Below are 23,782 nucleotides of genomic sequence, written 5' to 3'. Positions count from 1 at the left end.
TCTGAAGTGAGGGGCCTGAAGCGTTGAAAGCTGGGTCTCGGGCGAAGGGATCGCCGAAGGGTCGCGAATCATACGCTCATGAGGACATTCGCGCATCAGAGACTAGTCGATGGGCGCCTGCTTATTTGTTTTTCCGCCGACCGGTGGCGCCGAGCTTGACCAGGCGCAGCGACGCTTCGGCCAGTACGGTGCGCTTGTCCGCCTTGTCGAGCTTCTTCCAGGCCTTGATCTCACGCTTGCTGCGGCCACAACCGAGGCAGATGTCGTCAGTGAATTTGCAGAGGCTGATGCAGGGGTCTTTGGTTGAGCTCATCGAAAACTCCAAGTCCACACATACCCCTGCGGGATATTTATTGAACACAGGATCTGGGTCAATCCTCGAACTCACGCCGTTCGGCCTCTATCGCTTCGGCCAGCGCCCGGGCTTCGGCTTCTTCGTCGCTGAGTTCAGGCTCAGGTTCGGGCTTGTGCTGTTCGAGCGCGGCGACCGCCGCGAGGAGCTTCTCGCGAGCCTCGGCGACACCCAGAATGTCGTCCTCCTGTTCTTCTTCCGGCTCCTCTTCGACTGTGGCCTCGGGCTCTACCTGAAGTTCAGTTTCGATTGCAGGCCCAGGCTGGTCAGCGACCTCCCCGGTATCGATCTCTGCCCCCACTCCATCACGCAACAGATCATCGAAATCGGTCTTGATCCCCTCCTCCATCGTGTCCAGCTCCAGCAACAGGGTGTGGAAACTGGTCTCCTCCTTGGGCTCTTCCGGCTCGGCGCTGGCATCAGCCAGTTCCTGCAAGCCGGCAGGCACCGGAGCGTCGTCGAAATCGAGGATCGGATCAGGTTCCAGCTCGCGCAGTTCGGCCAGCGGCGGCAAGTCGTCGAGGTTTTGCAGGTTGAAGTGGTCGAGAAACGCCTTGGTAGTGGCAAACATCGCCGGTTTACCGGGTACGTCGCGGTAGCCGACGATGCGGATCCACTCGCGTTCCAGCAGGGTTTTGACGATGTGGCTGTTGACCGCCACGCCCCGCACGTCTTCGATCTCGCCACGGGTGATCGGCTGGCGATAGGCAATCAGCGCGATGGTTTCGAGCATGGCACGCGAGTAACGCTGTGGGCGCTCTTCCCACAAACGACCGACCCACGGCGAAAACTTTTCGCGAATCTGCAGGCGGTAGCCGGAAGCCACTTCCTTCAACTCGAAAGCCCGGCCGTCGCAGGACTTGGCCAGCAAGGTCAGGGCCTTTTTGAAAACCGGCGGCTCCGGCCGTTCGCCCTCTTCGAAGAGTTCGAACAGACGCTCAAGGGATTGCGGCTTTCCCGAAGCCAACAGAAAAGCTTCAAGCAGTGGCGCCAGCTCGCGGGGTTCAGTCAGGTTCATGATTCAACTCGTTATTCGGCTCGGGCCCGCACGTGGATCGCTGCGAACGGCTCATTCTGCACCAGCTCGACCAAGGATTCCTTGACCAGTTCAAGGATCGCCATAAAGGTCACCACAACGCCCAGACGCCCTTCTTCTGCGGTGAACAGCTCGACAAAGGGCACGAAACCGCCGCCCTTGAGCCGATCCAGCACATCGCTCATGCGTTCGCGGGTAGACAGCGCCTCGCGGCTGACCTGGTGGCTTTCGAACATGTCGCCACGGCGCAACACTTCAGCCATGGACAACAGAATCTCGCTCAGCCGCACGTCCGGCAGCAGCTTGCGCGCCCGCGCCTCGGGCGCGTCCAGCTTGGGCACAACCACGTCACGACCGACGCGACTCAGACCATCGATGCCTTCGGCAGCGGCCTTGAAACGCTCGTACTCCTGCAAGCGGCGGATCAGTTCGGCTCGCGGGTCTTCCTCTTCATCTTCGATGGTTTCGGCGCGCGGCAGCAGCATCCGCGACTTGATCTCGGCCAGCATCGCCGCCATCACCAGGTACTCGGCGGCCAGCTCCAGGCGCACAGACTGCATCAACTCGACATAGCCCATGTACTGGCGGGTGATTTCCGCCACCGGAATGTCGAGGATGTTGATGTTCTGTTTGCGGATCAGGTACAGCAGCAGGTCCAACGGGCCTTCGAAGGCTTCAAGGAAGACCTCCAGCGCGTCCGGCGGGATATACAGGTCAAGCGGCATTTCCAGGACGGCCTGGCCATAGACCATGGCGAACGGCAGTTCTTGCTGGGCGCCGGCCTGACTGTCGACTACCGGTTCTACTGCCGACATCTAGGCCTCGGCCATGAACGGCGCCGGGTCGCCGCAACCCACGCGAATGACTTCCGGCTCGCCGTCGGCGAGGTTGATCACGGTGGATGCCTTGATCCCGCCGAAACCGCCGTCGATGATCAGGTCGACCTGATGTTCGAGCAACTGGCGCATTTCATGCGGATCACTCAGCGGGTCGGTCTCACCGGGCATGATCAGGGTCACACTCATCAGCGGCTCCCCCAGCTCGGCCAGCAATGCCAGGGCAATCGGGTGGCTCGGTACACGCAGGCCGATGGTGCGCTTCTTGGGGTGCAGCAACAGGCGCGGCACTTCGCGGGTGGCATTGAGGATGAACGTGTAAGGACCGGGCAAGTGGGCCTTGAGGATACGGAAAGTGCCGGTGTCGATCTTGGCGAACAGCCCCAGTTGCGACAGGTCGCTGCAAATCAGCGCGAAGTTGTGCTTGTCGTCCAGCTGGCGCAAACGGCGCACGCGCTCCACGGCGTTTTTGTCGCCGATCTGGCAACCAATGGCGTAGGACGAGTCAGTGGGATAAATCACCACCCCGCCACGGCGGATGATCTCGACAGCCTGTTTGATCAGGCGCGCTTGCGGGTTTTCCGGATGAATCTGGAAAAATTGACTCACATTTTCTACCTGTTCAGACGGCGGCGTTGATTGGGTCATGTTTGAATCGACACCAAAGTGGCGGCAGATCCTCCGGGAGCGGGCGGTATTCACCGATCTCGGACCAGCCTCCAGGACCATGAAAATCACTGCCGGCGCTGACCAGCAGACCAAACTCGCGGGCCAGAATCGCCAGGCTGCCCACTTGCTCGGCAGGCTGATGGCCATTGACCACTTCGATTGCGTGGCCCCCCGCTTGAATATAGTCAGAAATCAGCCGACGACGTTTGCTGCGCGTGAAATCGTAATGCCACGGATGCGCGAGGCTGACCCAGGCCTTGGCGGCGCGCAGGGTCTGGACCGTATCTTCCAGGGTCGGCCAGTGCTGCTTGACGTCACCCAGCTTGCCGGCGCCCAGCCACTTGCGAAAGGCCTCGGCGCGATCCTTGACCAGCCCTTCACGCACCATCCAGTCGGCGAAATGCGGACGCGCCGGCGCGTTGCCGCTGTCGCCCAGCTCCTGCTGCATCTTGCGTGCGCCTTCCAGCGCCCCAGGCATGCCCTTGAGCGCCAGCTTGCGGCTTATTTCTTCGGACCGCAGCCAGCGGCCATCGTGCAACCTGGCAATCGCCTCGACCAACGGCGCAGCGTTGACGTCGAAGCCATAGCCCAGCACATGAATGGTTGCCCCGCCCCAGGTGCAGGACAATTCGACGCCATTGACCAGTTGCATCCCCAGCGCCGTGGCAGCGCTGCGGGCCTCTTCCAGGCCTTCAAGGGTGTCGTGATCGGTCAAGGCCAGGACTCGCACGCCTTTCTCGAACGCACGCGCAACCAGTACCGCGGGCGCCAGGGCGCCATCGGAGGCCGTGCTATGGCAGTGCAAATCTACATTCACGGGGCTTTGTAACCTCAAATCAGCTGGCGCTATCGCGCGCCCATATGTTTGTTATTATGCCGCCACATCCTGCTTCTGGCTGCCACTGTGAAACAATTCATCGATTTCATCCCGCTCCTGCTGTTTTTCATCGTCTACAAACTTGATCCACGGGTCGTCGACATCGCCGGTCACGAGGTGACTGTCGGCGGCATCTACAGCGCTACCGCGATGCTGATCATCAGCTCGCTGGTGGTCTACGGCGCGCTTTTCATCAAGCAGCGCAAGCTGGAAAAGAGCCAATGGCTGACCCTTGTCGCCTGCCTGGTGTTCGGCAGCCTGACGCTGGCGTTCCACAGCGAGACATTCCTGAAATGGAAAGCCCCGGTGGTCAACTGGCTGTTCGCGCTGGCGTTCATCGGCAGCCACTTCATCGGCGACCGTCTGCTGATCAAACGCATCATGGGCCACGCGCTGACCTTGCCGGACCCGGTCTGGACGCGCCTGAACATCGCCTGGATCGCGTTTTTCCTGTTTTGCGGCGCCGCCAACCTGTTTGTGGCGTTCACGTTCCAGAGCTACTGGGTGGACTTCAAGGTCTTCGGCAGCCTGGGCATGACCCTGCTGTTCCTGGTCGGCCAGGGCATCTACCTGTCCCGCCACCTGCACGATGCCGACACTACAACGCCAAAAACCGAGGACTGACATGCTCTACGCAATCATTGCCACCGACGTCGCCGATTCCCTGCAAGCCCGACTGGCCGCACGGCCCGCGCACCTTGAGCGCCTGCAAGTGCTCAAGGGTGAAGGCCGCATTGTCCTGGCCGGACCGCACCCGGCGGTCGACAGCAATGATCCGGGCGCCGCGGGTTTCACCGGCAGCCTGATCGTCGCCGAATTCGATTCCCTGAGCGCCGCACAGGCCTGGGCCGACGCCGATCCTTATATCGCTGCAGGCGTCTACGCCAACGTTTCGGTAAAGCCGTTCAAGCAAGTCCTGCCTTAAAACTTCCCCTCGCGATGAACCTTATGGGTTCGTCGCGCTCTCAATCGCTCATTATTCTCGTTTGCCTGCCGACAACTTGCCCAATACTCGTATTGGAATCAGGAGTGGCGATGCGCAAGGGTCCGTTGTGTCTGATGTTGGTGACGTTGTCGATCGGGGCCCCCGCCCATGGTGAAGAAAGCGCCACGGGTGGCAGCTCCACGCCGCTGTCCCTGAGCGCCGGCAGTCAGATCACCGAGTTGCAGCAACGCTTGAAAGCAAGCGAGCAGCAACGAGAAGAATTGAACAAACAACTGCAAAATGCCGACAGTGAGCGTGAAAGCGTCCAGTTGAGCCGCCTTCGCCAGGAGAACCAGCGTTTGAAGCTGCAACTCAAGGAAGCCCTGGCAAGTCCGTTGCCGCGTCTGCTGACCGACCAACAGCAATGGTTCGTCACCGGCGGGGGGGTAGCGCTATTGGCTCTGCTCTGCGGTATCTTTGCCAGTGGTGCAAGTCGAAAACGTCGACAATGGCTAAATTGAGTGAGTCATGAGCGAGCTGTTACTAATTGATGATGACCAGGAGCTGTGCGAGCTCCTGAGCAGTTGGTTGAGCCAGGAAGGCTTTGTGGTGCATGCCTGCCATGACGGCCAGAGTGCCCGCCGGGCGCTGGCCGAGACATCGCCGGCCGCCGTGGTGCTGGACGTGATGCTGCCCGATGGCAGCGGCCTGGAACTGCTCAAGCAACTGCGCGCCGACCACCCGGACCTGCCGGTGCTGATGCTCTCGGCACGTGGCGAGCCGCTGGACCGTATCCTGGGCCTGGAACTCGGTGCCGACGATTACCTGGCCAAACCCTGCGATCCACGGGAACTGACCGCCCGCCTGCGTGCCGTATTGCGCCGCAGCCATCCGGCAGCCGCCTCCAGCCAGCTGGAACTGGGCGACCTGTGTTTCAGCCCGGTGCGTGGCGTGGTCAGCATCGACGAACAGGAATACACCCTCACCGTTTCCGAAAGCCGCCTGCTCGAGGCCTTGCTCAAGCAACCGGGCGAGCCGCTGGACAAACAGGAACTGGCCCAGATCGCCCTCGGCCGCAAACTGACCCTGTACGACCGCAGCCTGGACATGCACGTCAGCAATCTGCGCAAGAAAATCGGTCCACACCCCGATGGCCGGCCACGCATCATTGCGCTACGCAGTCGCGGGTACTATTACAGCCTCTGACTACACACGGCATCTCCTAAAGGGGGCCGTGTGTTGTCGTCGATAGCGTGATTTGTCAGGATCGCTCAAAACCGTCTTTACCCAAGCTTTACGCTCCGCTGACCGCCGCTGACCTTGATCTCCGTAATCTGTACTCATCCGGAACGTACCGGGAACGAGACAAGGAGATTCACCATGCGCAAGACCCTTATCGCTCTGATGTTCGCCGCCGCCCTGCCCACCGTCGCCATGGCCATGCCTGAAGGTGGTGGCCCGATGGGTGGCCCTGAAGGCGGCCAACATTGGGGCGGCCATCAAATGCACGGCAAAGGCCCTTACAGCAAGCTGGACCTGAGCCGCGAACAGCGCGAGCAGATCCGCAAACTGATTGGCGGCCAGATGCACGCCCGCAAAGAGCTGGTGCAGCAATACTTGCAGAAACTGTCGCCAGCCGATCAGCAAGCGCTGAAAGATCAAATGGCTGCCGGTCGCCAGAAAACCCAGGCTGACATTCGTGCAGTGCTCAAGCCGGATCAGCAAAAAACGTTCGACGCGATCCAGAAAAAACAGGCTGAGCGTCGTGCCGAATGGGCCGAATTCAAGGCCTGGAAAGCGCAACAACCGCAAAAAGCGCAATAATGTTCTAGCGTTACGTTCCAGCCCAACGGTTAATCGCCGTTGGGCTTTCTTTGTTTGAGGATTTTCTGTGCGCTCATTGTTCTGGCGTATTCTGGCCAGCTTCTGGTTGGCTATCGCTCTGGTTGCAGGGCTGTCCATTTTGCTCGGGCATATGCTCAACCAGGACGCCTGGATTCTCAGCCATCATCCGGGGCTCAACACCCTGGCTGAAGAGTGGACGCAAACCTACGAGGCCCAGGGCGAAGAGGCCGCCCAGAACATCCTTGAACAGCGCAAACGCCAATATCACATCGACGTTCAGGTGCTCAACGAAAGTGGCGACCCGGTAGTGCGTGGCACATTCCCGCGCCGTGCGGCCGCCTTCGAAGCGCGACAGAATGACGATGATCATCGTTTACCCTGGCGTCGCCTGACCGCCGAGTACACCAGCGAGAAAACCGGCAACACTTACCTGCTGATCTACCGCATACCGCACCCGGAACTGGACTCATGGCATCGCGACAGCCTGCTCTGGCCGCTCAGTGCCCTTGGGATTGCGCTGGTGGTGCTGACCTTGTTCAGCCTGCTGGTGACACTCTCGATCACTCGCCCCCTCAGCCGTTTGCGTGGTGCCGTGCATGATCTTGGGCAAACCACCTATCAGCAAAACAGCCTGGTGAAACTGGCGAACCGCCGCGATGAATTCGGTGTGCTGGCCAACGATTTCAACCGCATGGGCGCTCGCCTGCAAAGCTTGATCGGCAGCCAGCGGCAATTGTTGCGGGACGTTTCCCATGAGCTGCGCTCGCCCCTCGCCCGGCTACGTATCGCCCTGGCGCTGGCCGAGCGAGCCAACCCTGAGGAACGACAAAAACTCTGGCCGCGCCTGACCCGCGAGTGTGATCGTCTGGAAGCGCTGATCAGCGAAATTCTGGTGTTGGCGCGGGTCGACGCCGACAACGCCAGTGCCGAAGAAGTGGACCTCAATGCCTTGCTCTCAACCTTGCAAAAAGATGCACAGCTTGGTTCCCCGGATCAAACCGTGCGTCTGGAGGCCGAGCAACCGCTGAACCTCAAAGGCTGGCCGACCATGATCGAACGCGCCGTGGACAATCTGTTGCGCAATGCGCAGCGGTTCAACCCGGTAGGCCAGCCGATCGAGATGCAAGCGGCGCTGCAAGGCGAGCGGATCGTGGTCAGTGTGCGCGACCATGGACCGGGGGTCGAAGCCGGGTCTTTGAGTCAGTTGGGCGAGCCGTTCTACCGGGCACCGGGCCAGACGGCGGCCGGGCATGGTCTGGGCCTGGCGATTGCGCGCCGCGCAGCAGAGCGCCATGGCGGCAGTCTGGTACTGGCCAATCATCCGCAGGGCGGGTTTATTGCGAGTCTGGAGTTGCCGCTGGTGCCGGGGGCTGTTGTTCAACCCTGAAACGCTGTCACCACCACAATCCAATGTGGGAGCGAGTAGGCTCGCTCCCATAAGGGATTTGTGGTGTCAGGCTTTACCGGGCCAGGCGCTGACGAACTCGGCGAGGTCGACTTTCTCTGCAATCCGTGGCTCTTTCAGCGGCGTGCCGAGATAAAGGAACGCAATCACCTCTTCCCCTTCCGCAAGCCCCAAACCTTTGGCCACATGCGCCGAATAAGCCAGCTCACCCGTACGCCACACCGCGCCAATACCCTGTGCATAAGCCGCCAGCAAAATCCCGTGAGCCGCGCAACCCGCTGCCAGCAACTGCTCGGACTTCGGATACTTGACGTGATCCTGCAACCTGGCGATTACCACGACCACCAGCGGCGCTCGCAACGGGCCGTTCCGCGCCTTGCCCAGCGCCGCCTCGGCCACGTCGCTGTCTTGCAGCTTTGCCGCTTCGGCCAGCAGCTCGCCCATTTGCTCGCGCGCCGCGCCTTCAACGGTCAGGAAACGCCACGGCTGCAAATGGCCATGATCCGGTGCGCGCATCGCGGCGGCAAACAGGGCTTGCCGTTGCTCGGCAGTCGGCGCCGGGTCCAGCAGCCGCGGAACGGAAACACGGTTGAGCAAAACGTCGAGAGCCTGCATCAGTCACCTCCTGTAAAAAATGTTTGGCTATTCTAGCGGGATCCCCTCGGGAGTGCCGGTTTACATGGCAGACCTCGCAGGTAGAATGGCGCCCTTGCCCACCACAGCCCGAGCGGACTTCATGGCGTTGCCGACCTTACGGATCATTGGTTTCATCATCGGCATCTTCCTGATTACCCTGGCCATCGCCATGGTCGTGCCCATGGCCACGCTGGTGGTTTTCGAGCGCACCAGCGACCTGCCGTCGTTCCTCTGGGCCAGCATGATTACCTTTGTCGCCGGGCTCGCGCTAGTGATTCCCGGTCGGCCCGAGCACATTCACCTGCGCCCGCGAGACATGTACCTGCTGACGGTCAGCAGCTGGCTGGTGGTGTGCATCTTCGCCGCGCTGCCGTTCCTGCTGACCCAGCACATCAGTTACACCGACTCGTTTTTCGAAAGCATGTCCGGCATCACCGCCACCGGCTCCACCGTACTCAGCGGCCTGGACACCATGTCCCCGGGCATCCTGATATGGCGCTCACTGCTGCACTGGTTGGGCGGCATCGGCTTTATCGGCATGGCGGTGGCGATTTTGCCCTTGCTGCGCATCGGCGGCATGCGCCTGTTCCAGACCGAGTCCTCGGACCGCTCGGAAAAAGTCATGCCCCGCTCCCACATGGTGGCGCGCTTGATCGTGGCCGCCTATGTCGGCATCACCATTCTCGGCAGCCTGGCGTTCTGGTGGGCCGGGATGAACCTGTTCGATGCGATCAACCATGCGATGTCGGCGATCTCCACCGGCGGTTTTTCGACCTCCGACGAATCCCTGGCCCACTGGAAACAACCGGCGGTGCACTGGGTCGCCGTGGTGGTAATGATCCTCGGCAGCCTGCCGTTCACCCTGTACGTGGCTACCCTGCGCGGCAACCGTCGTGCGCTGATCAAGGATCAGCAGGTTCAGGGCCTGCTCGGCATGTTGCTGGTGACGTGGCTGGTGCTGGGCACCTGGTATTGGTGGACCACCGACCTGCACTGGTTCGAGGCATTGCGGCATGTGGCGGTGAACGTGACTTCGGTGGTGACCACCACCGGGTTTGCACTAGGGGACTACAGCATCTGGGGCAACTTCTCGCTGATGCTGTTCTTTTATCTGGGCTTTGTGGGGGGATGTTCCGGCTCGACCGCTGGCGGCATCAAGATTTTCCGCTTCCAGGTCGCCTACATCCTGCTCAAGGCCAACCTTAACCAGTTGATCCACCCCCGTGCAGTGATCAAGCAGAAGTACAACGGCCACCGCCTCGACGAAGAGATCGTGCGTTCGATCCTGACGTTTTCGTTTTTCTTCGCCATCACCATCTGTGTGATTGCGCTGATGCTGTCGCTACTGGGGCTGGACTGGATGACGGCGCTGACCGGCGCAGCCAGTACCGTGTCCGGCGTTGGTCCGGGCCTGGGTGAAACCATCGGCCCGGCGGGCAACTTCTCGACGCTGCCGGACGCGGCCAAGTGGATTCTCTCGTTCGGCATGCTGCTGGGCCGACTGGAAATCATTACCGTGTTTGTTCTGTGTATTCCGGCGTTCTGGCGCCATTGATCAGCGCTGGCGCCTGTAGAAGTCGCACCCGGTATTCGCCGGGAGTGGTGTCGAACCAGCGGCGGAAAGCGCGGAAGAAGTTACTCGGGTCAGCAAATCCCAACAGGTAGGCGATTTCCAGCAAAGTCATGTTCGGCTGTGCCAGGTACTGCTCGGCCAGCTCCCGGCGAGTGTCATCAAGCAACGTTTGAAAACTGGTGCCCTCTTCCTGCAACCGCCGTTGCAGGGTGCGTTGCGACAGGTGCAGGGTCTGCGCCACGGTATCGCGCTTGGGCTCGCCCTGGGGCAGCAAACGGCAGAGCACCTGCCGGGCCTTGTGGGTGACCCGGCTTTCCGAGAATCGCGCCAGGTATTCCCCGGCAAACCGGTCATGCAGCAACGCCATGGCCTCATTGGCGGTGGGCAGTGGCGCCTCCATATCGGCGCGTTCGAACATCAGCGCGTCATAGGGTGCGTTGAACACCAGCGGCGCATGGAAGGCCAGTTTATAAGGTTGCAAATCCGCCGGTTCATCACCCTGAAACAGCACCTTGCGCGGTTGCAGCGTCCGTCCGGTCAACCAGCCGCACAGGGCCAGGGCACAAGCGAGTGACGCCTCGGCACTTTGCCGGGTCGGCGGAAGGTGATCGCCATGCACGGTCAGAATCAGTGCATAGCCTTCGTCCAGCAGGCGAAAACTCAGGTCGGCACTTTCAGCGATGATCCGCTGATAGCGCACCAGTCGCTGAAAACCCTCGGCCAGGGTCTGGCTGGACATCAAGGCATAACCCGCCACATGGAACGACGCCGGTCGAACCACCTTGCCCATGTTCAGACCGATGGCCGGGTTGCCGGACAGCTCGACCGCACGCTGCCACAGTCGCGTCATTGAGTCTTGCGGGAAACGCGCATCCGGATCATCCAGCGCCGCGTAGTCGAGCCCCAGTTGCTTGAACAGAACCCGGCAATCCAGGCCGTCCATTTCCAGTGCTTTGACAATCCCCATCGCCCAGCTTGCAGAAGTCGTTCGTTCGCTCATGGCGTTTACTGACATGATGGCCGCAGACCACGACCCATTACCGAAGGATACTAAAGTGGCGCCTATTGTCACTGGCTGACGCCAATATCCACTCTAGACTTAAATAACCTACGCGCAGAACAACTTGCCATCAGAACAATAACCACAGAGATCGCAGTCGTGGAAAACATCAAGCGTTTCAACAGCTTCGCCGAGTTCTACCCGTATTACCTCAGTGAACACAGCAACAGCACCTGCCGTCGCCTGCATTTTATTGGCACCACACTCGTGATCTTTATTTTGGCAATGACCGTTGGCAGAGGCGCATGGCTGCTTCTGGTGGCCCTGCCGCTGGCCGGTTACAGCTTCGCCTGGGTCGGGCATTTCTTCTTCGAGAAGAATCGCCCAGCCACTTTTCAGCATCCACTTTATAGCCTGCTCGGCGATTTCGTCATGTACCGCGACATGATTCTGGGCCGCGTGCCGTTCTAGGCGCCGTTAGCAAAAAAGGATAGCCGATGAACGCCAACGCCCGTTTCACCCACATGCAGGACGGCACGCAGGAAGACTGGGCGATCATCGCCGCCGACTTCAGTGCTTACGCCAGACAATTGCCGACACGGATCGCGGCGCACCTGAAACTGCTGGAGGGAGATTTTGGCGGCTTCCCGGTAGACCGTCTGACCCATTCCCTGCAAACCGCCACTCGTGCCTTTCACGATGGCCGCGACGAGGAATACGTGGTCTGCGCCCTGCTCCATGACATCGGCGACACCCTGGGCTCCTATAACCATCCGGATATTGCTGCGGCGATTCTCAAGCCCTTCGTCAGCGCCGAGAATCTGTGGATGGTGGAAAAACACGGGGTCTTTCAGGGGTATTACTTCTTTCATCACCTGGGCATGGACCGGCACTTGCGCGAGCAATTCAGCGGGCATCCGCAGTACCAGGCGACCATCGAGTTTTGTGCGAAATATGATGCGGCGGCGTTTGATCCGGCTTATGAGCATCTGCCGCTGAGTTTCTTCGAGCCGATGATGGAACGGCTGTTTGCCCGGCCGAAGAACTCGATCTACAAGGCGGCAATGGAACAACACGCGCCAGCCTGATGGTCGCCGGGGCCCGCTCCCACAAGGTTTTGAGCCGGACACAAGATCGGCGGTCACCACCAATCCACTGTGGGAGCGAGCCTGCTCGCGAAGAGGCCAGTCCAGTCAGAACACCTCTGAAAGTTTATGCAGGCTCAACGACCTTCACCGCCTTCAACTCAGCCTCCCGCGCCTGAGCATCGGCCAGTCGATACAACTCGATCGACCCGTCCCAATGCTCGATCAGCGCCGTGCATGACTCCACCCAATCGCCACAGTTGAGGTAGTCCACCTCGCCCACCTTGCGAATCTCGGCATGGTGAATGTGCCCGCACACCACGCCGTGCAACCCGCGTTTGACGCACTCATGGGCAATGGCTTCTTCGAAATCGCTGATGAAGCTGACGGCAGTTTTCACCTTGTGCTTGAGGTAGGCCGACAGCGACCAGTAGCCGTAGCCATAACGAGCGCGCCAGTGGTTGAGCCAGCGGTTGAGGGTCAGGGTGAATTCGTAGGCCGAGTCACCGAGAAACGCCAGCCAGCGGTGGTACCGGGTGATCACGTCGAACTGGTCGCCGTGGATCACCAGCAGGTGTCGTCCATCGGCGGTTACGTGCACGGCTTCGTCCACCAACTGGATATTGCCCAGAATCAGTTTCGAATAGCGGCGCAGGAATTCGTCGTGGTTGCCGGTGACATAAATCACCTCGGTGCCGCGTTTGCTCATGGTCAGCAAACGGCGGATCACGTTGGTGTGCGCCTGGGGCCAGTACATGCCGCCGCGCAGTTTCCAGCCGTCGATGATGTCGCCCACCAGGTAGATCTTGTCAGCGTGATACCCCTTGAGAAACTGCGACAGGTGTTCGGCCTGACAATCCCGCGTGCCCAGATGCACATCAGAAATCCACAAGGTCCGCACACGTTGCTTACGACTGGGTTTGGCGAGCTCGGCGCTGGTCATGGGCGACCCTCTGCGATGTTTTTACAAGCTTGCGCCGGGCCGGTTAATTGCCCATGACAGTGGCGAGTCAATCCCGTGACAGCGCGAGCCATCGCCGACCCGGTGTAGACTGGCAACCCAGTTACCTGGGGGAGCGGGCTTGCTCGCGCCCCATGAGCCTTGCCCGGGAGACCGCGATGAGACCGATCCTCACGCTGCGCCAATACAGCAACGACCTGATCGTCCACAGCCATGACCACGCCCAACTGGTGTTCGGGCTCTCGGGCGCGCTGGATTTCGAGGTCGACGGTCGTGGCAGTCAGGTGGTGCAGCAGAGTTTTGTCGTGGTGCCCTCGGGTTTTCACCATGCTTGTGGCAGCGCCAACGGCAGTCGCTGCCTGGTGCTGGACGTGCCGAGTGACCAGTGGGTGAGCGAGTCGCTTGGCGAACACGCCGATGCCAGTCGGCGCTTGCTCGATACGGCTGGCCGGTTGCCGCTGGACGCCGGGCAGAGTCAGCTGGTCAGTTGGCTGGCGGGCAGTCAGGTCGATGACCCACTGATCGCCCGGCAAGGTGCGGTGTTGTTGTTGGCCAGCCTCAACAACATCAAGCCTGACCTCATCGGTGGACGGCGCCTGCCGTACGCGGCACTGAATGCGCACATCGATCAATACGCCGCCTACCCGCTGCAAGTGGCGGATCTGGCGCGCCTCGCCGGCCTGTCCAGCGCCCGCTTGCACGCACGGTTTGTGGCCGAGTGCGGGCAGACGCCGATGGACTATATTCGCAGCCGCCGATTGCACATCGCGGTGAATCTGTTGCGTGAATCGGCACTTCCCATCGGCGAGATCGCCAGTCGGGTCGGTTATGGCTCGCAGAGTGCGTTTGCGGCGGCGGTCTTGCGCGAGTTTGGTTCGACGCCTGGCGAATTGCGGCGCGCAAGTTAAAGCCTGAATACAAAACCTGTGGGATTGCGGTGTGGCATCAGGTGCGAGTCTTACGACAAAAGTCGATAGTCTGCCGACAGACACGGCATGCCGTAGCGCGATTCAATGCACGACCCAATGTTCGTTTGTTATCAAGGACTGCAATGACTCCCCGTACCGCCCTTGGCGCCCTGCATATCGGCGCACTGATGTTTGGCCTGACCGGCGTGTTCGGCAAACTCGCCGCCGCCTCGCCCGCCGTTATCGTTTTCGGCCGGGCTGCATTCGCGGTGCTGGCCCTGGCGTTTTTCACCCGCTTCGCCAGCAACACCCGCTGGCAAAAACTTGAGGCCGTGGACTGGCGCCGCCTGCTGCTCAGCGGCTTGCTGCTGGCCGGGCACTGGGTGAGTTTCTTCATTGCGGTCAAGGTTGCGGGTGTGGCGATTGCGACCCTGGGGTTCGCCAGTTTCCCGGCATTTACCGTGATCCTCGAAGGGCTGATCTTCCGCGAACGTATTCGCGCCAATGAAATCCTGCTGGTGGTGCTGGTCAGCATCGGTCTGGTGCTGGTCACCCCGGCGTTCGATCTGGCCAGTGGTGCAACCATTGGCCTGCTGTGGGCCGTGGGCTCCGGGTTGCTGTTTGCGCTGTTATCGCTGACGAACCGCGCCAGTTCCGCACGCATCGCGCCGGTGCAGGCCGCGTTGTGTCAGAACGTGGTGGTGGCGCTGTGCCTGCTGCCGGTGGCGGCGCCACAGCTAAGTGAAGTACGCGCCCTCGACTGGCTGTGGATCGGCCTGCTCGGCGTGTTCTGCACCGGCCTGGCTCATAGCCTCTTCGTCGCCAGCCTGGCGGTGATCAAGGCCAGGACGGCCGCCGTGGTGTTTGCCCTGGAACCGGTTTACGGCATCACCGTTGCCTGGTTGCTGTTCAATGAAAATCCGACGCCGCGCATGTTGATCGGCGGCGTGTTGATCATCGTCGCCATCGTCGTTTCCAGTTGGCTATCGGGCGGCGTCAGCAAGAAGACCGTAGCCGCCGAGGCCGCGTCTCACTGAGTGCGGTCGTTGTGCCCCAAGTCGCGGTCCGGGTCGATCTGATCCCGGACCCGCTGCTTCAATACCTTGGCCTCGGGGAAACCGCCATCGGCCTTTCGCTCCCAGATTTGCACCTCGTCACAAAAAATATGGAAGACTCCACCGGTGCCGGGCACCAGCGAGACTTTGCCCAAATCATCGCCAAAGGTGCTGAGCAGCTCCTGAGCCAGCCAGGCGGCGCGCAACAGCCACTGGCATTGCGTGCAATAGGTGATGACGATTTCCGGTTTATGCATGGACATGATTGCTGGAACTCCTGAGCTAGACAGCGCCGCTATAATAGCTGCCTTTATCGTTCGCCCCGAGATCCAAGATGCGCCGTTTGTTGTCCTGTCTGCTGCTTTGCCTCTTTCCCTTGATCGTATACGCCACCGATGCGCCCCGGCCGAAAATCGGCCTGGTGCTGTCCGGTGGCGCCGCCCGCGGCCTGGCACACATCGGCGTACTCAAGGCCCTCGAAGAACAAGGCATCAAGATCGATGCGATTGCCGGTACCAGCATGGGCGCGGTGGTTGGCGGCCTGTACGCCTCTGGCTACAAGATCGATGAGCTGGAAAAACTCGCACTCAACATCGACTGGCAGCAGGCGTTGTCCGATGCTCCGCCCCGCGAAGACGTGCCGTTCCGGCGCAAGCAGGATGACCGGGATTTCCTGGTGAAACAGAAACTCAGCTTCCGCGATGACGGCAGCCTGGGCCTGCCGCTGGGGGTGATTCAAGGGCAGAACCTGGCGCTGCTGCTGGAAAGCCTGCTCGCCCACGCCAGTGACACCCGCGATTTCGACAAACTGCCGATACCGTTCCGCGCCGTGGCCACCGACATCGCCAGTGGCGAAAAAGTGGTGTTTCGCAAAGGCCATCTGCCTCAGGTGATCCGCGCCAGCATGTCGATCCCGGCGGTGTTCGCTCCAGTCGAACTGGACGGCCGCCTGCTGGTGGACGGCGGCATGACCGACAACATCCCGCTGGACGTGGCACGGGAGATGGGCGTCGATGTCGCCATCGTGGTCGATATCGGCACCCCGCTGCGCAGCCGCAAACAGCTGACTACCGTGATTGATGTGTTGAACCAGTCCATCACCCTGATGACCCGGCGCAATTCCGAAGAACAACTGGCAGCACTGCACAAGGACGATGTGCTGATCCAGCCATCGCTGGCAAGCTTCGGCGCGACCGACTTCGGGCGGGCGCAGGAAATGATCGATGCCGGCTACCGTGCCACAAAGATTCTCGAGGCACGTCTGGCACGCCTCAAGCCCACGCGTGCGCAAGACGAAGAACTGACGGCCGCACGGGCGCCGAGTCAGCGCACACCGATCATTACCGCAATCAAGGTGGAGAACAATTCGAAAGTCGGCGACGACGTGATCCGCTACTACATCCGGCAAAACGTCGGCGAACCGCTGGACCTCGGTCGCCTGCAAACCGACATGGGCACCTTGTACGGCCTGGATTACTTTGAGCAGGTGCAATATCGCGTCGTACACAAAGGCGAGAATCACACACTGGTCATCACCGCTCGTGGCAAGCGCAGCGGCACCGACTACTTGCGGGTGGGGCTGAATCTCTCGGACGACATGCGTGGCGACAGCGCCTTCAACCTCGGCGCCAGTTACCGGGTGAACGGCATCAACCACCTTGGCGCCGAATGGCTGACTCGGGCGCAAATCGGCGACAAGCAAGAGCTGTATAGCGAGTTTTATCAGCCGCTTGACGTTGGATCACGCTATTTCATCGCGCCTTATGCCTCGTTTGAAGCACAAAACGTCGAGTCGATTCTGGACAACGACCCCATCGCCCAGTACCGCGTCGAACGTTACGGGTTCGGACTCAACGTGGGCCGGCAGATCGGTAACAGCGGCGAGATCCGCTTTGGCGTCGGCGAAGCCTGGGGCAAGGCCGACGTGCGCATCGGCGATCAGAACCTGCCCAGCGAGAGCTTCAACGAGGGCTTCTATCAGCTCAAATATTCGTTCGACTCACTGGATAACGTGTATTTCCCGCATACCGGCGAAGACATCGGTCTGGCCTTGCGCGAGTTCGAACCAGGGCTGGGCTCGGACACTCGTTACCGACAGTGGGAGTTCAAACTGGACAAGGCGCTGAGCAGCGGCCCGAACACGTTCATCCTCGGCGGACGCTACGGCCGCACCCTGGACAATGCCAATGTGGTGACCTCCAGCTTCCTGTTGGGCGGTGCGCGGCAGTTGTCGGGCTTTCGCGAGGATGCAATTTCCGGACAGAACATCAGCCTCATGCGCGGCGTCTACTACCGCCGCCTGACGCCGCGCTCCTACCTGCCACTGGACTTCCCGCTGTACATCGGCGGCTCTCTTGAGCGAGGCCGGGCGTGGAACAACGACAATGAATTCGACAGCGGCTACATCAATGCCGCCAGCGTGTTCATCGGCTTCAACACGCCGCTGGGGCCGCTGAACTTCAGCTATGGCTTTAACGATGCGGACGAGCAGGCGGTTTATCTGAATCTGGGGCAGACGTTCTAGTAGAAGCACCAATTGCCCGTGGGAGCTGCGGTCGCAAAGGCGCTGTGTCAGTTGACATCACTGCTGAATGACACACCGCTTTCGTCGGAACGCCGCCCGGAGCAAGCCCGCTCCCGCAGAGGATTGTCGTGATCGGACTATCGGATTCCGGCCAGTAAATTGCGGGCCGTTTGCTTGAGCGGTTCGTCGCCTTCCTTGAGCAACTGGTTGAGCAGTTCGATGGCGCTGTCCAGATCACCATCATCGATGCAGGTCTGGGCCTGTTCCAGTTTGCCGGCGTTGTCTGGCTTATGAGGCTCCGGCGCCAGAGGCTGATTCGGCTCGCTGAACTCATCGAGAAAAGCGTCATCCAGCATTGGGGCCTGAGGGTCATCAAGCCACTCCAGATCGGGCTCGTCGGACGCCTCGGGTAACACATGCAAACTCGAGGTGAATACCGGCTTCGGGGTCGAGGCCGTTTCCTGGGTGGGGCTGACCAAGTCCCAGCTGGAATCCATGGACAATTCGTCCAGATTCAACTGGAACTCATCGGCCCCTGATGTCGGCGTCTCGGCAGACGCAACGATTACGGGAGGAACGGCTGCCACCGGCGGCGCCGCACTTTCCATCTTCGGGTAACGATTTCGAATGTCATGAAGCTGCTGCGGATCGAACCCGGCCACCCGCAGACTGTTTTCCTGCGCCTCATACGCCGACACATCGCCCTGCTTGCCCAGCACGTCCAACAGTTGAAGGGCCAGATCGGTGCGTTGTGGCTCCTTGGTCAACGCCTCGCGCAGCAGACCGGCCGCTTCGGAAAACCGGCCGTAAGCCAGATAAATGCCCACGCCTTCCAGCACATCACCGGCAGGTGAATCATCACGCTGCAGCGGGATGGATCGCACCACGCCGGGCGGTGCGGGAGGTTGATCAAGCACCGGCTCATGTCGCGACGCCGACACCGGCGGCGCTTCGGATGGAGCCAGCCCCTGCTGACGCCAGCGCACGAACAGCCACCCCAGGGCCAGTAACGCCAGCGCCAACAGGCCCGTGATCAACAGCCAGTTGCTGCTCTCCTGCGGCTCGACCACGATCGGAGCCGGCGCTACGACAACCGGTGCGGCAGGTGGCTGCTGGAGTTCGGCAAGACGGGTTTGCAGTTCGCCAACCTGCTTTTTGCCGTCGGCAATCTGTGCGTCCCGGGCCAACAGCCGGGCATTCAAATCATCGATAGTTTTTTGCAATTGCTGGTTTTGCAGAACGCTGGCAGCCAGTTGCTCAGCCACCTCGTCATTGACCGCAGCGGTAGCCGACGGTGCGGCATTCGCCGCGGGCGCGGAAGCGTCGCGCTTGCCTTGAGGATTGGGTGATGACGCTGTCGCGGGCTCAACAGCCGGGAACGGCGATAGATCGGAACGCGCTGTCGGTTCGTCGGTGGCAGGCACAATCCCCGGCGAGCCGGGCGGGTCGATCAGCACCGTGTACTCGCGCAACAAACGCCCGTTCGGCTGATTGAGCTGCACCAGGAAATTCAGAAAGGGTTCAGTGACCGGTTTACTGGAGGTCACCCGGATCATCTGGCGGTTGCCGCGCAGGATCGGGGTGAACTTGAGATTATTGAGAAAGAACAGCCGCTCGACACCTGCACGACTGAACTCATCGGCCGACGCCAGGCTGACCGACAGGTCGCCCTCCCCCAGACCCGCGGCATCCACCAGCGCAATATCGGCGCTGAACGGCTGGTTCAACGCCGAGTGCGGGGTGATATCACCCAGGCCCAGGGCAGGCGCCAATGCCGAGTAGGTGAAGGCACCACCGACCAGCAGCCACCGGGTGCAACACCGTAAAACCACCTGCCAACTCTCGAGCATGAGCATCCCTTAGATAACCAGAACCAACCTGTTCGTGTTCGCACATCCGGTACGAACACGTTATTGCGTACTAGTTCTTATAGTCTGCCCAGGGCGTTATCTCAAAAGACTGCGCCGTGGTTGTGCCTCAAGATTTTTCCAGATTGCCCAGAATGTGCCCATGAACACGCATGCACACCTTCAAATCCGCCTCATCAACGCCCTGGAACAACTCATGACGCAGCTGGGTGGCAATGGTTTCAATTTGTTCGATCAACGGAAGCGCCGGGGCGCAGAGGACGATTTTCTTGGCTCGGCGGTCTTCCACCACGGCCTGGCGCAACACCAGGCCCTGGCCTTCCAGACTGTCGAGCAGACGGGCCAGCGTCGGGCCTTCGACGCCGACGCTTTGCGCCAGCTCACGCTGGGTTGGTGCGTCTTCGAAACGGGCCAGGTGCAGCAGCACCAGCCAGCGCGCCTGGGACAGGCCGAGGCCGGCCAGACGGCGGTCCAGCTCGGCACGCCAGCCGCGAGACATCTGGGCCAGTTGCATGCCAAAGCGGTGTTGATCGGTTAACGGCATAAAACACTCATGGTTAGGCTGAAATAGATAAAACTAATTATTAGTCAGCTAAGCATGAGCTTCGGCTGTAGGCAAGCGTGGCCCGGCACTGAATCGTTACATCCTTGCGCCACGTCACTCACATCTCGAATTCCGATTGCAGCGCCGCGCGCACGCAGTACAGAACCCCTTCTGGCACCCGACCGGCAAACAGGGCGGCAATCTCGGCCACGGCTGGCAGCTCGCCTTCGCCATCGAGGAACGCGTCCTGCACTTCGCCCATCAGGTCTTCCGGCAGGTCCAGTGCTTGTTCCAGTGACAACTGCTGCTTGCCGATCGCCTCGGCGAGCATGGTGTAGACGTTCTTTTCCGAGCATTGCAGTTGACCGGCAATCTGCAATGGGGTCATGCCGGCGCGGGCCAGGGTGATGAGTTCGTGGCGCACGTCGGCCACCACTTTCGGCGCCTCGACCTGACCGCCGAGTACTTCGAGGAAGGCCTCGCCATAACGCTCCAGCTTGCGCGCGCCGACACCGCTGACCGTGGCCATTTCGGCCAGCGACGTTGGCTGGCTGCGAAGCATTTCCAGGAGCGTGGAGTCGGGAAAGATGACGTACGGTGGCACGCCATGCTCTTCGGCAAGCTTGCGCCGCAGGGCGCGCAGGGCTTCCCACTGTTCGCGCTCTTCGCCACGCACCAGCTGGCTGGCTTGGCTCTTGCTGCTTTTCGCAGTGGTTTGCGGCTTGAGATCGCGACGCAGTTCCAGGGTCACTTCACCCTTGAGCAGCGGCCGGCAGGTGTCACTCAGACGCAGACCGCCATAACCTTCGAGGTCGATGTCCGCCAGACCGCGCGCAACCAATTGACGGAACAACGAGCGCCACTCACTCTCCCCCAGCGCCTTGCCGACGCCATACACCGACAGGTGCTGGTGGCCGAAGCTGCGGATTTTTTCGTTGTCCTTGCCCAGCAACACGTCCACCAGATGGCCGACCCCGTAGCGCTGGCCAGTGCGGTAGATTGCCGACAGCGCCTGCCGGGCCGGCTCGGTGGCGTCCCAGGTCTGCACGCCATCGACGCAGTTGTCGCAATGGCCGCATGGCTGGGGCATGTCTTCGTCGAAGTACGCCAGCAACGTCTGGCGACGGCAGCGGGTTTCTTCGCAGAGCGAGAGCATGGCGTCGAGCTTGTGCTGCTCCAGACGCTTGTGCCGCTCGTCACCTTCAGAGTTTTGCAGCATCTGCTTGAGCATCACCACGTCTTGCAGGCCGTAGGCCATCCAGGCGTCCGCCGGCAAGCCGTCACGGCCACCACGACCGGTTTCCTGGTAGTACGCCTCAAGGGATTTCGGCAAATCCAGGTGCGCGACGAAGCGCACGTTGGGCTTGTCGATGCCCATGCCGAACGCCACGGTAGCGACCATGATCAGGCCTTCCTCATTGAGGAAGCGCTTCTGGTGGTGAGCCCGGGTCTCGTTGGGCAGGCCGGCGTGGTACGGCAACGCCGGGAAACCCTGCTCGCTGAGAAACACCGCCACTTCATCGACTTTTTTGCGCGACAGGCAATAGACGATGCCGGCATCGCTGCGTCGCTCGGCCAGGAACGCCAGCAACTGCTTGCGCGGCTGCTCCTTGGGCACGATGCGGTAGAAAATGTTCGGACGGTCGAAGCTTGACAGGAAGCGCTCGGCGTTCTGCAAATGCAGGCGGTCGACGATTTCTTCGCGGGTACGCTTGTCGGCCGTGGCGGTCAGGGCGATGCGCGGGACGTTGGGGAACAACTCCGCCAACTGCCCGAGTTGCAGGTATTCACGGCGAAAATCGTGGCCCCATTGCGACACGCAGTGGGCTTCATCGATGGCGAACAGGGCAATGTCCAGGCTCTGCAGGAAGGCCAGCATGCGCGGCTGCACCAGGCGCTCGGGCGCCAGGTAGAGCATTTTCACTTCGCCGCGCTTGATCCGGGCGGCGAGGTCGCGTTGCTGTTCGGCGCTCAATGTCGAGTTCAGCGCTGCGGCGGCGACGCCCAGTTCTTCAAGGGTCGCAACCTGGTCGTCCATCAAGGCGATCAACGGTGATACCACCACCGCCAGGCCTTCACGCAGCAGCGCCGGAACCTGGAAGCACAGGGACTTGCCGCCACCGGTCGGCATCAGTACCAGGGCGTCGCCGCCATTGGCCACGCGCTCAATGATTGCACCCTGACGGCCACGAAAACTGTCGTAGCCGAAGATGTCCTTGAGGACGCGTTGAGCCTGTTCGAGCATAAAAACTCCAAAAATCACCGAAACATCCCTGCAAGGCTGGTTCAGAACCATGCACGCTGCACTGACAAATCGTAAGTGCACATTGCATGACGCGTCACATCTCAGCCATGACGCCAGCAGGGCATCACAAAACGCGGGAGTATACCCGACCCCTCCCCGGCAAGGGGTGCCGCTGATAAGACATACGAGGGCCAATGCAATACAGAACCTGTGGGAGCGATTGTGCTGTTGCACAAGGCTACAATGGCGCAAATATGCCGCGCGGCTGGCCTGAGCGCTCAAGAAGGCCTAGAATTCGCGCATCTGTTTATTTTCCCAAGGTAGCCCTTTAATGTCCTTCGCTGAGCAACTAACCCGCCTGCAAGTCTTCCTCGACGCCGACGAGCTGCATGACGAGGCGCTGGACTACGTGGCCGCCCACGGCTACCTCACCGCGTTGTCGATCTGCTCCGAAACCGTTCCTGATCGCGAATGGATCGACGCGCTCTTCGCCGAAGAGCCGCATTACGCCGACGACACCGAGCGTGAAGCGATCGAATCCACCCTGCTGGCCCTCAAGGCTCACATCGCGCGCCAACTGGCCTCCGATGAAGAGTTCGAGCTTCCTTGCGACCTGGACCTGGGCGAAGAACCGGACGACTCCGACCTGCGCGGCTGGTGCATCGGTTTCATGGAAGGCGTGTTCCTGCGCGAAGAAGCATGGTTCGAAACCGCCGAAGACGAAGTCAGCGAAATGCTGCTGCCGATCATGGTCGGTTCCGGTCTGTTCGACGAACAGCCTGAGTTCTCGGACATCGCGGCCGACGCCAACCTGATGGACGACATGATCGTGCAGATCCCGGAAGCCCTGACTGCCTTGTACCTGCTGTGCAACGCACCAGACGAAAAGCCGGCGATCCTCAAACCACGTCACCACTAAGGTCTTGCCTATGGACCACTCCATAGGCAACCGCCCCCTGCTCCTGCGCTACGTGCTGCTGGCCATCGGCTGGCTGAGCGTGGCGTTGGGGGTGATCGGGATTTTCCTGCCAGTACTGCCCACCACTCCCTTCCTGCTGCTGGCGGCCGCCTGCTTTGCCCGCAGTTCGCCGCGCTTCTACCAATGGCTGGTGACGCACCCGCGGCTTGGGCCGTGGATTCGCGACTATCTGGACGGCAATGGCATCCCTCTCAAGGCCAAGGTCTACGCCATCGGTTTGATGTGGGCGAGCATCGGATTTTCCTGCTATCTGGTGCCGTTGCCCTGGGCGCGGGGATTCATGTTGACCAGTGCGGTGTTGGTGACGGTTTATATTTTTCGGCAGAAGACTTTGCGCAGGTCTTGAATCGCCAGGAGTTTCCGTTAGGACGGTACTGGCGCTGACTGAGGCGATGCGGAAAAGCTAATTCTTGCCTGGATTTACGGTGATCGTTCTGCCTGCTCGCGAAAGGGCCCTCA

At 60.9% G+C, this 23,782-nt stretch carries 26 protein-coding genes; 14 read left to right on the top strand and 12 right to left on the bottom strand.

Features of this window, described 5'->3' with window-relative positions; translation table 11 throughout:
• Positions 1-121 precede the first annotated feature (121 nt).
• The 5 genes from POF45_RS24175 to POF45_RS24155 are packed head-to-tail and all read right to left on the bottom strand — an operon-like array spanning position 122 to position 3,710.
• Positions 122-313, bottom strand: a complete 192-nt coding sequence (locus POF45_RS24175; protein WP_282316935.1) for a DUF1289 domain-containing protein — start codon at positions 311-313, stop codon at positions 122-124.
• Positions 314-371: 58 nt separating this feature from the next.
• Complete coding sequence (gene scpB, locus POF45_RS24170; RefSeq protein WP_282316934.1) at positions 372-1,370, bottom strand: SMC-Scp complex subunit ScpB; 999 nt, start codon at positions 1,368-1,370, stop codon at positions 372-374.
• Between the two features lie 11 nt (positions 1,371-1,381).
• Entirely contained in the window at positions 1,382-2,203 is an 822-nt protein-coding gene (locus POF45_RS24165) for a segregation and condensation protein A (protein ID WP_489739886.1), read from the bottom strand.
• Positions 2,204-2,833, bottom strand: a complete 630-nt coding sequence (locus tag POF45_RS24160; RefSeq protein ID WP_259500633.1) for an L-threonylcarbamoyladenylate synthase — start codon at positions 2,831-2,833, stop codon at positions 2,204-2,206. It lies immediately after the preceding gene.
• Positions 2,834-2,846: 13 nt separating this feature from the next.
• Entirely contained in the window at positions 2,847-3,710 is an 864-nt protein-coding gene (locus tag POF45_RS24155) for a PHP domain-containing protein (RefSeq protein ID WP_259500632.1), read from the bottom strand.
• Between the two features lie 87 nt (positions 3,711-3,797).
• On the opposite strand from POF45_RS24155, the gene POF45_RS24150 reads away from it, so the two are divergent.
• The 6 genes from POF45_RS24150 to POF45_RS24125 all read left to right on the top strand — a co-directional run bounded on the left by POF45_RS24150 (position 3,798) and on the right by POF45_RS24125 (position 7,927).
• Positions 3,798-4,394 carry a septation protein A gene (locus POF45_RS24150; protein WP_259500630.1) on the top strand — a complete coding sequence of 199 codons (597 nt, stop codon included), beginning with the start codon at positions 3,798-3,800 and terminating at the stop codon, positions 4,392-4,394.
• 1 nt (position 4,395) lies between these two features.
• A complete protein-coding gene (locus POF45_RS24145; protein WP_090181447.1) occupies positions 4,396-4,695 on the top strand; it encodes a YciI family protein in 300 nt (99 codons plus the stop codon).
• Positions 4,696-4,805: 110 nt separating this feature from the next.
• Positions 4,806-5,216, top strand: coding sequence for an SH3 domain-containing protein (locus POF45_RS24140; protein ID WP_259500626.1), 411 nt, complete (start codon positions 4,806-4,808; stop codon positions 5,214-5,216).
• Positions 5,217-5,223: 7 nt separating this feature from the next.
• Positions 5,224-5,901: a response regulator transcription factor gene (locus tag POF45_RS24135; RefSeq protein ID WP_259500624.1), complete on the top strand. Its 678-nt coding sequence runs from the start codon at positions 5,224-5,226 to the stop codon at positions 5,899-5,901.
• 174 nt (positions 5,902-6,075) lie between these two features.
• The gene (locus tag POF45_RS24130) at positions 6,076-6,519 is read left to right on the top strand and encodes an LTXXQ domain protein (RefSeq protein ID WP_259500622.1); all 444 of its coding nucleotides are present in this window, start codon (positions 6,076-6,078) and stop codon (positions 6,517-6,519) included.
• Positions 6,520-6,586: 67 nt separating this feature from the next.
• Positions 6,587-7,927 carry a sensor histidine kinase gene (locus POF45_RS24125; RefSeq protein WP_259500620.1) on the top strand — a complete coding sequence of 447 codons (1,341 nt, stop codon included), beginning with the start codon at positions 6,587-6,589 and terminating at the stop codon, positions 7,925-7,927.
• Between the two features lie 66 nt (positions 7,928-7,993).
• On the opposite strand, the gene POF45_RS24120 is transcribed toward POF45_RS24125, so the two are convergent.
• Positions 7,994-8,560, bottom strand: a complete 567-nt coding sequence (locus POF45_RS24120; RefSeq protein ID WP_282316933.1) for an NAD(P)H nitroreductase — start codon at positions 8,558-8,560, stop codon at positions 7,994-7,996.
• Between the two features lie 121 nt (positions 8,561-8,681).
• Between POF45_RS24120 and POF45_RS24115 the strand changes: the two genes are divergently transcribed.
• Positions 8,682-10,136, top strand: a complete 1,455-nt coding sequence (locus POF45_RS24115) for a TrkH family potassium uptake protein (RefSeq protein ID WP_259503115.1) — start codon at positions 8,682-8,684, stop codon at positions 10,134-10,136.
• Here POF45_RS24115 and POF45_RS24110 read toward each other — a convergent pair.
• A complete protein-coding gene (locus POF45_RS24110) occupies positions 10,093-11,154 on the bottom strand; it encodes an AraC family transcriptional regulator (RefSeq protein ID WP_259500616.1) in 1,062 nt (353 codons plus the stop codon). The genes POF45_RS24115 and POF45_RS24110 overlap by 44 nt on opposite strands.
• Positions 11,155-11,313: 159 nt before the next feature.
• On the opposite strand from POF45_RS24110, the gene POF45_RS24105 reads away from it, so the two are divergent.
• Together POF45_RS24105 and POF45_RS24100 are read left to right on the top strand one after the other, a co-directional pair.
• The gene (locus POF45_RS24105) at positions 11,314-11,625 is read left to right on the top strand and encodes an Mpo1-like protein (RefSeq protein WP_259500614.1); all 312 of its coding nucleotides are present in this window, start codon (positions 11,314-11,316) and stop codon (positions 11,623-11,625) included.
• A 26-nt stretch (positions 11,626-11,651) separates the two neighbouring features.
• Positions 11,652-12,242, top strand: a complete 591-nt coding sequence (locus POF45_RS24100; protein WP_259500612.1) for an HD domain-containing protein — start codon at positions 11,652-11,654, stop codon at positions 12,240-12,242.
• A gap of 124 nt (positions 12,243-12,366) precedes the next feature.
• Here the strand turns inward: POF45_RS24100 and POF45_RS24095 are convergent, their stop codons facing one another.
• Positions 12,367-13,182 (bottom strand): UDP-2,3-diacylglucosamine diphosphatase, encoded by an 816-nt coding sequence (locus POF45_RS24095; RefSeq protein ID WP_259500610.1) that lies wholly within the window; start codon positions 13,180-13,182, stop codon positions 12,367-12,369.
• A 176-nt stretch (positions 13,183-13,358) separates the two neighbouring features.
• On the opposite strand from POF45_RS24095, the gene POF45_RS24090 reads away from it, so the two are divergent.
• The gene (locus POF45_RS24090; RefSeq protein ID WP_282316932.1) at positions 13,359-14,108 is read left to right on the top strand and encodes a helix-turn-helix transcriptional regulator; all 750 of its coding nucleotides are present in this window, start codon (positions 13,359-13,361) and stop codon (positions 14,106-14,108) included.
• A gap of 143 nt (positions 14,109-14,251) precedes the next feature.
• Complete coding sequence (locus POF45_RS24085; protein ID WP_259500606.1) at positions 14,252-15,145, top strand: DMT family transporter; 894 nt, start codon at positions 14,252-14,254, stop codon at positions 15,143-15,145.
• On the opposite strand, the gene POF45_RS24080 is transcribed toward POF45_RS24085, so the two are convergent.
• The gene (locus tag POF45_RS24080) at positions 15,139-15,426 is read right to left on the bottom strand and encodes an Rdx family protein (protein ID WP_259500605.1); all 288 of its coding nucleotides are present in this window, start codon (positions 15,424-15,426) and stop codon (positions 15,139-15,141) included. The genes POF45_RS24085 and POF45_RS24080 overlap by 7 nt on opposite strands.
• 71 nt (positions 15,427-15,497) lie before the next feature.
• Here POF45_RS24080 and POF45_RS24075 point away from each other — a divergent pair, with 71 nt between their 5' ends.
• Positions 15,498-17,687 carry a patatin-like phospholipase family protein gene (locus tag POF45_RS24075; RefSeq protein WP_282316931.1) on the top strand — a complete coding sequence of 730 codons (2,190 nt, stop codon included), beginning with the start codon at positions 15,498-15,500 and terminating at the stop codon, positions 17,685-17,687.
• A gap of 137 nt (positions 17,688-17,824) precedes the next feature.
• On the opposite strand, the gene POF45_RS24070 is transcribed toward POF45_RS24075, so the two are convergent.
• From POF45_RS24070 to recQ, 3 genes are all read right to left on the bottom strand, one after another.
• Positions 17,825-19,537 carry a motility hub landmark protein FimV gene (locus POF45_RS24070; RefSeq protein ID WP_282316930.1) on the bottom strand — a complete coding sequence of 571 codons (1,713 nt, stop codon included), beginning with the start codon at positions 19,535-19,537 and terminating at the stop codon, positions 17,825-17,827.
• 127 nt (positions 19,538-19,664) lie between these two features.
• Positions 19,665-20,099, bottom strand: a complete 435-nt coding sequence (locus POF45_RS24065) for a MarR family transcriptional regulator (RefSeq protein WP_259500601.1) — start codon at positions 20,097-20,099, stop codon at positions 19,665-19,667.
• Between the two features lie 118 nt (positions 20,100-20,217).
• On the bottom strand, positions 20,218-22,344 hold the full coding sequence (recQ, locus tag POF45_RS24060) for a DNA helicase RecQ (RefSeq protein WP_259500599.1): 2,127 nt from the start codon (positions 22,342-22,344) through the stop codon (positions 20,218-20,220).
• Positions 22,345-22,675: 331 nt separating this feature from the next.
• Here recQ and POF45_RS24055 point away from each other — a divergent pair, with 331 nt between their 5' ends.
• Both POF45_RS24055 and POF45_RS24050 read left to right on the top strand, forming a co-directional pair.
• Positions 22,676-23,263 (top strand): UPF0149 family protein, encoded by a 588-nt coding sequence (locus tag POF45_RS24055; RefSeq protein WP_259500597.1) that lies wholly within the window; start codon positions 22,676-22,678, stop codon positions 23,261-23,263.
• 10 nt (positions 23,264-23,273) lie between these two features.
• Positions 23,274-23,669, top strand: a complete 396-nt coding sequence (locus POF45_RS24050) for a YbaN family protein (RefSeq protein ID WP_259500595.1) — start codon at positions 23,274-23,276, stop codon at positions 23,667-23,669.
• Positions 23,670-23,782: the final 113 nt, after the last annotated feature.

Source organism: Pseudomonas fungipugnans (genome assembly GCF_029955235.1).
GTDB lineage: Bacteria > Pseudomonadota > Gammaproteobacteria > Pseudomonadales > Pseudomonadaceae > Aquipseudomonas > Aquipseudomonas fungipugnans.
The sequence above is the reverse complement of the archived record's forward strand: the minus strand, read 5'-3'. Positions and strand labels throughout refer to the sequence as shown.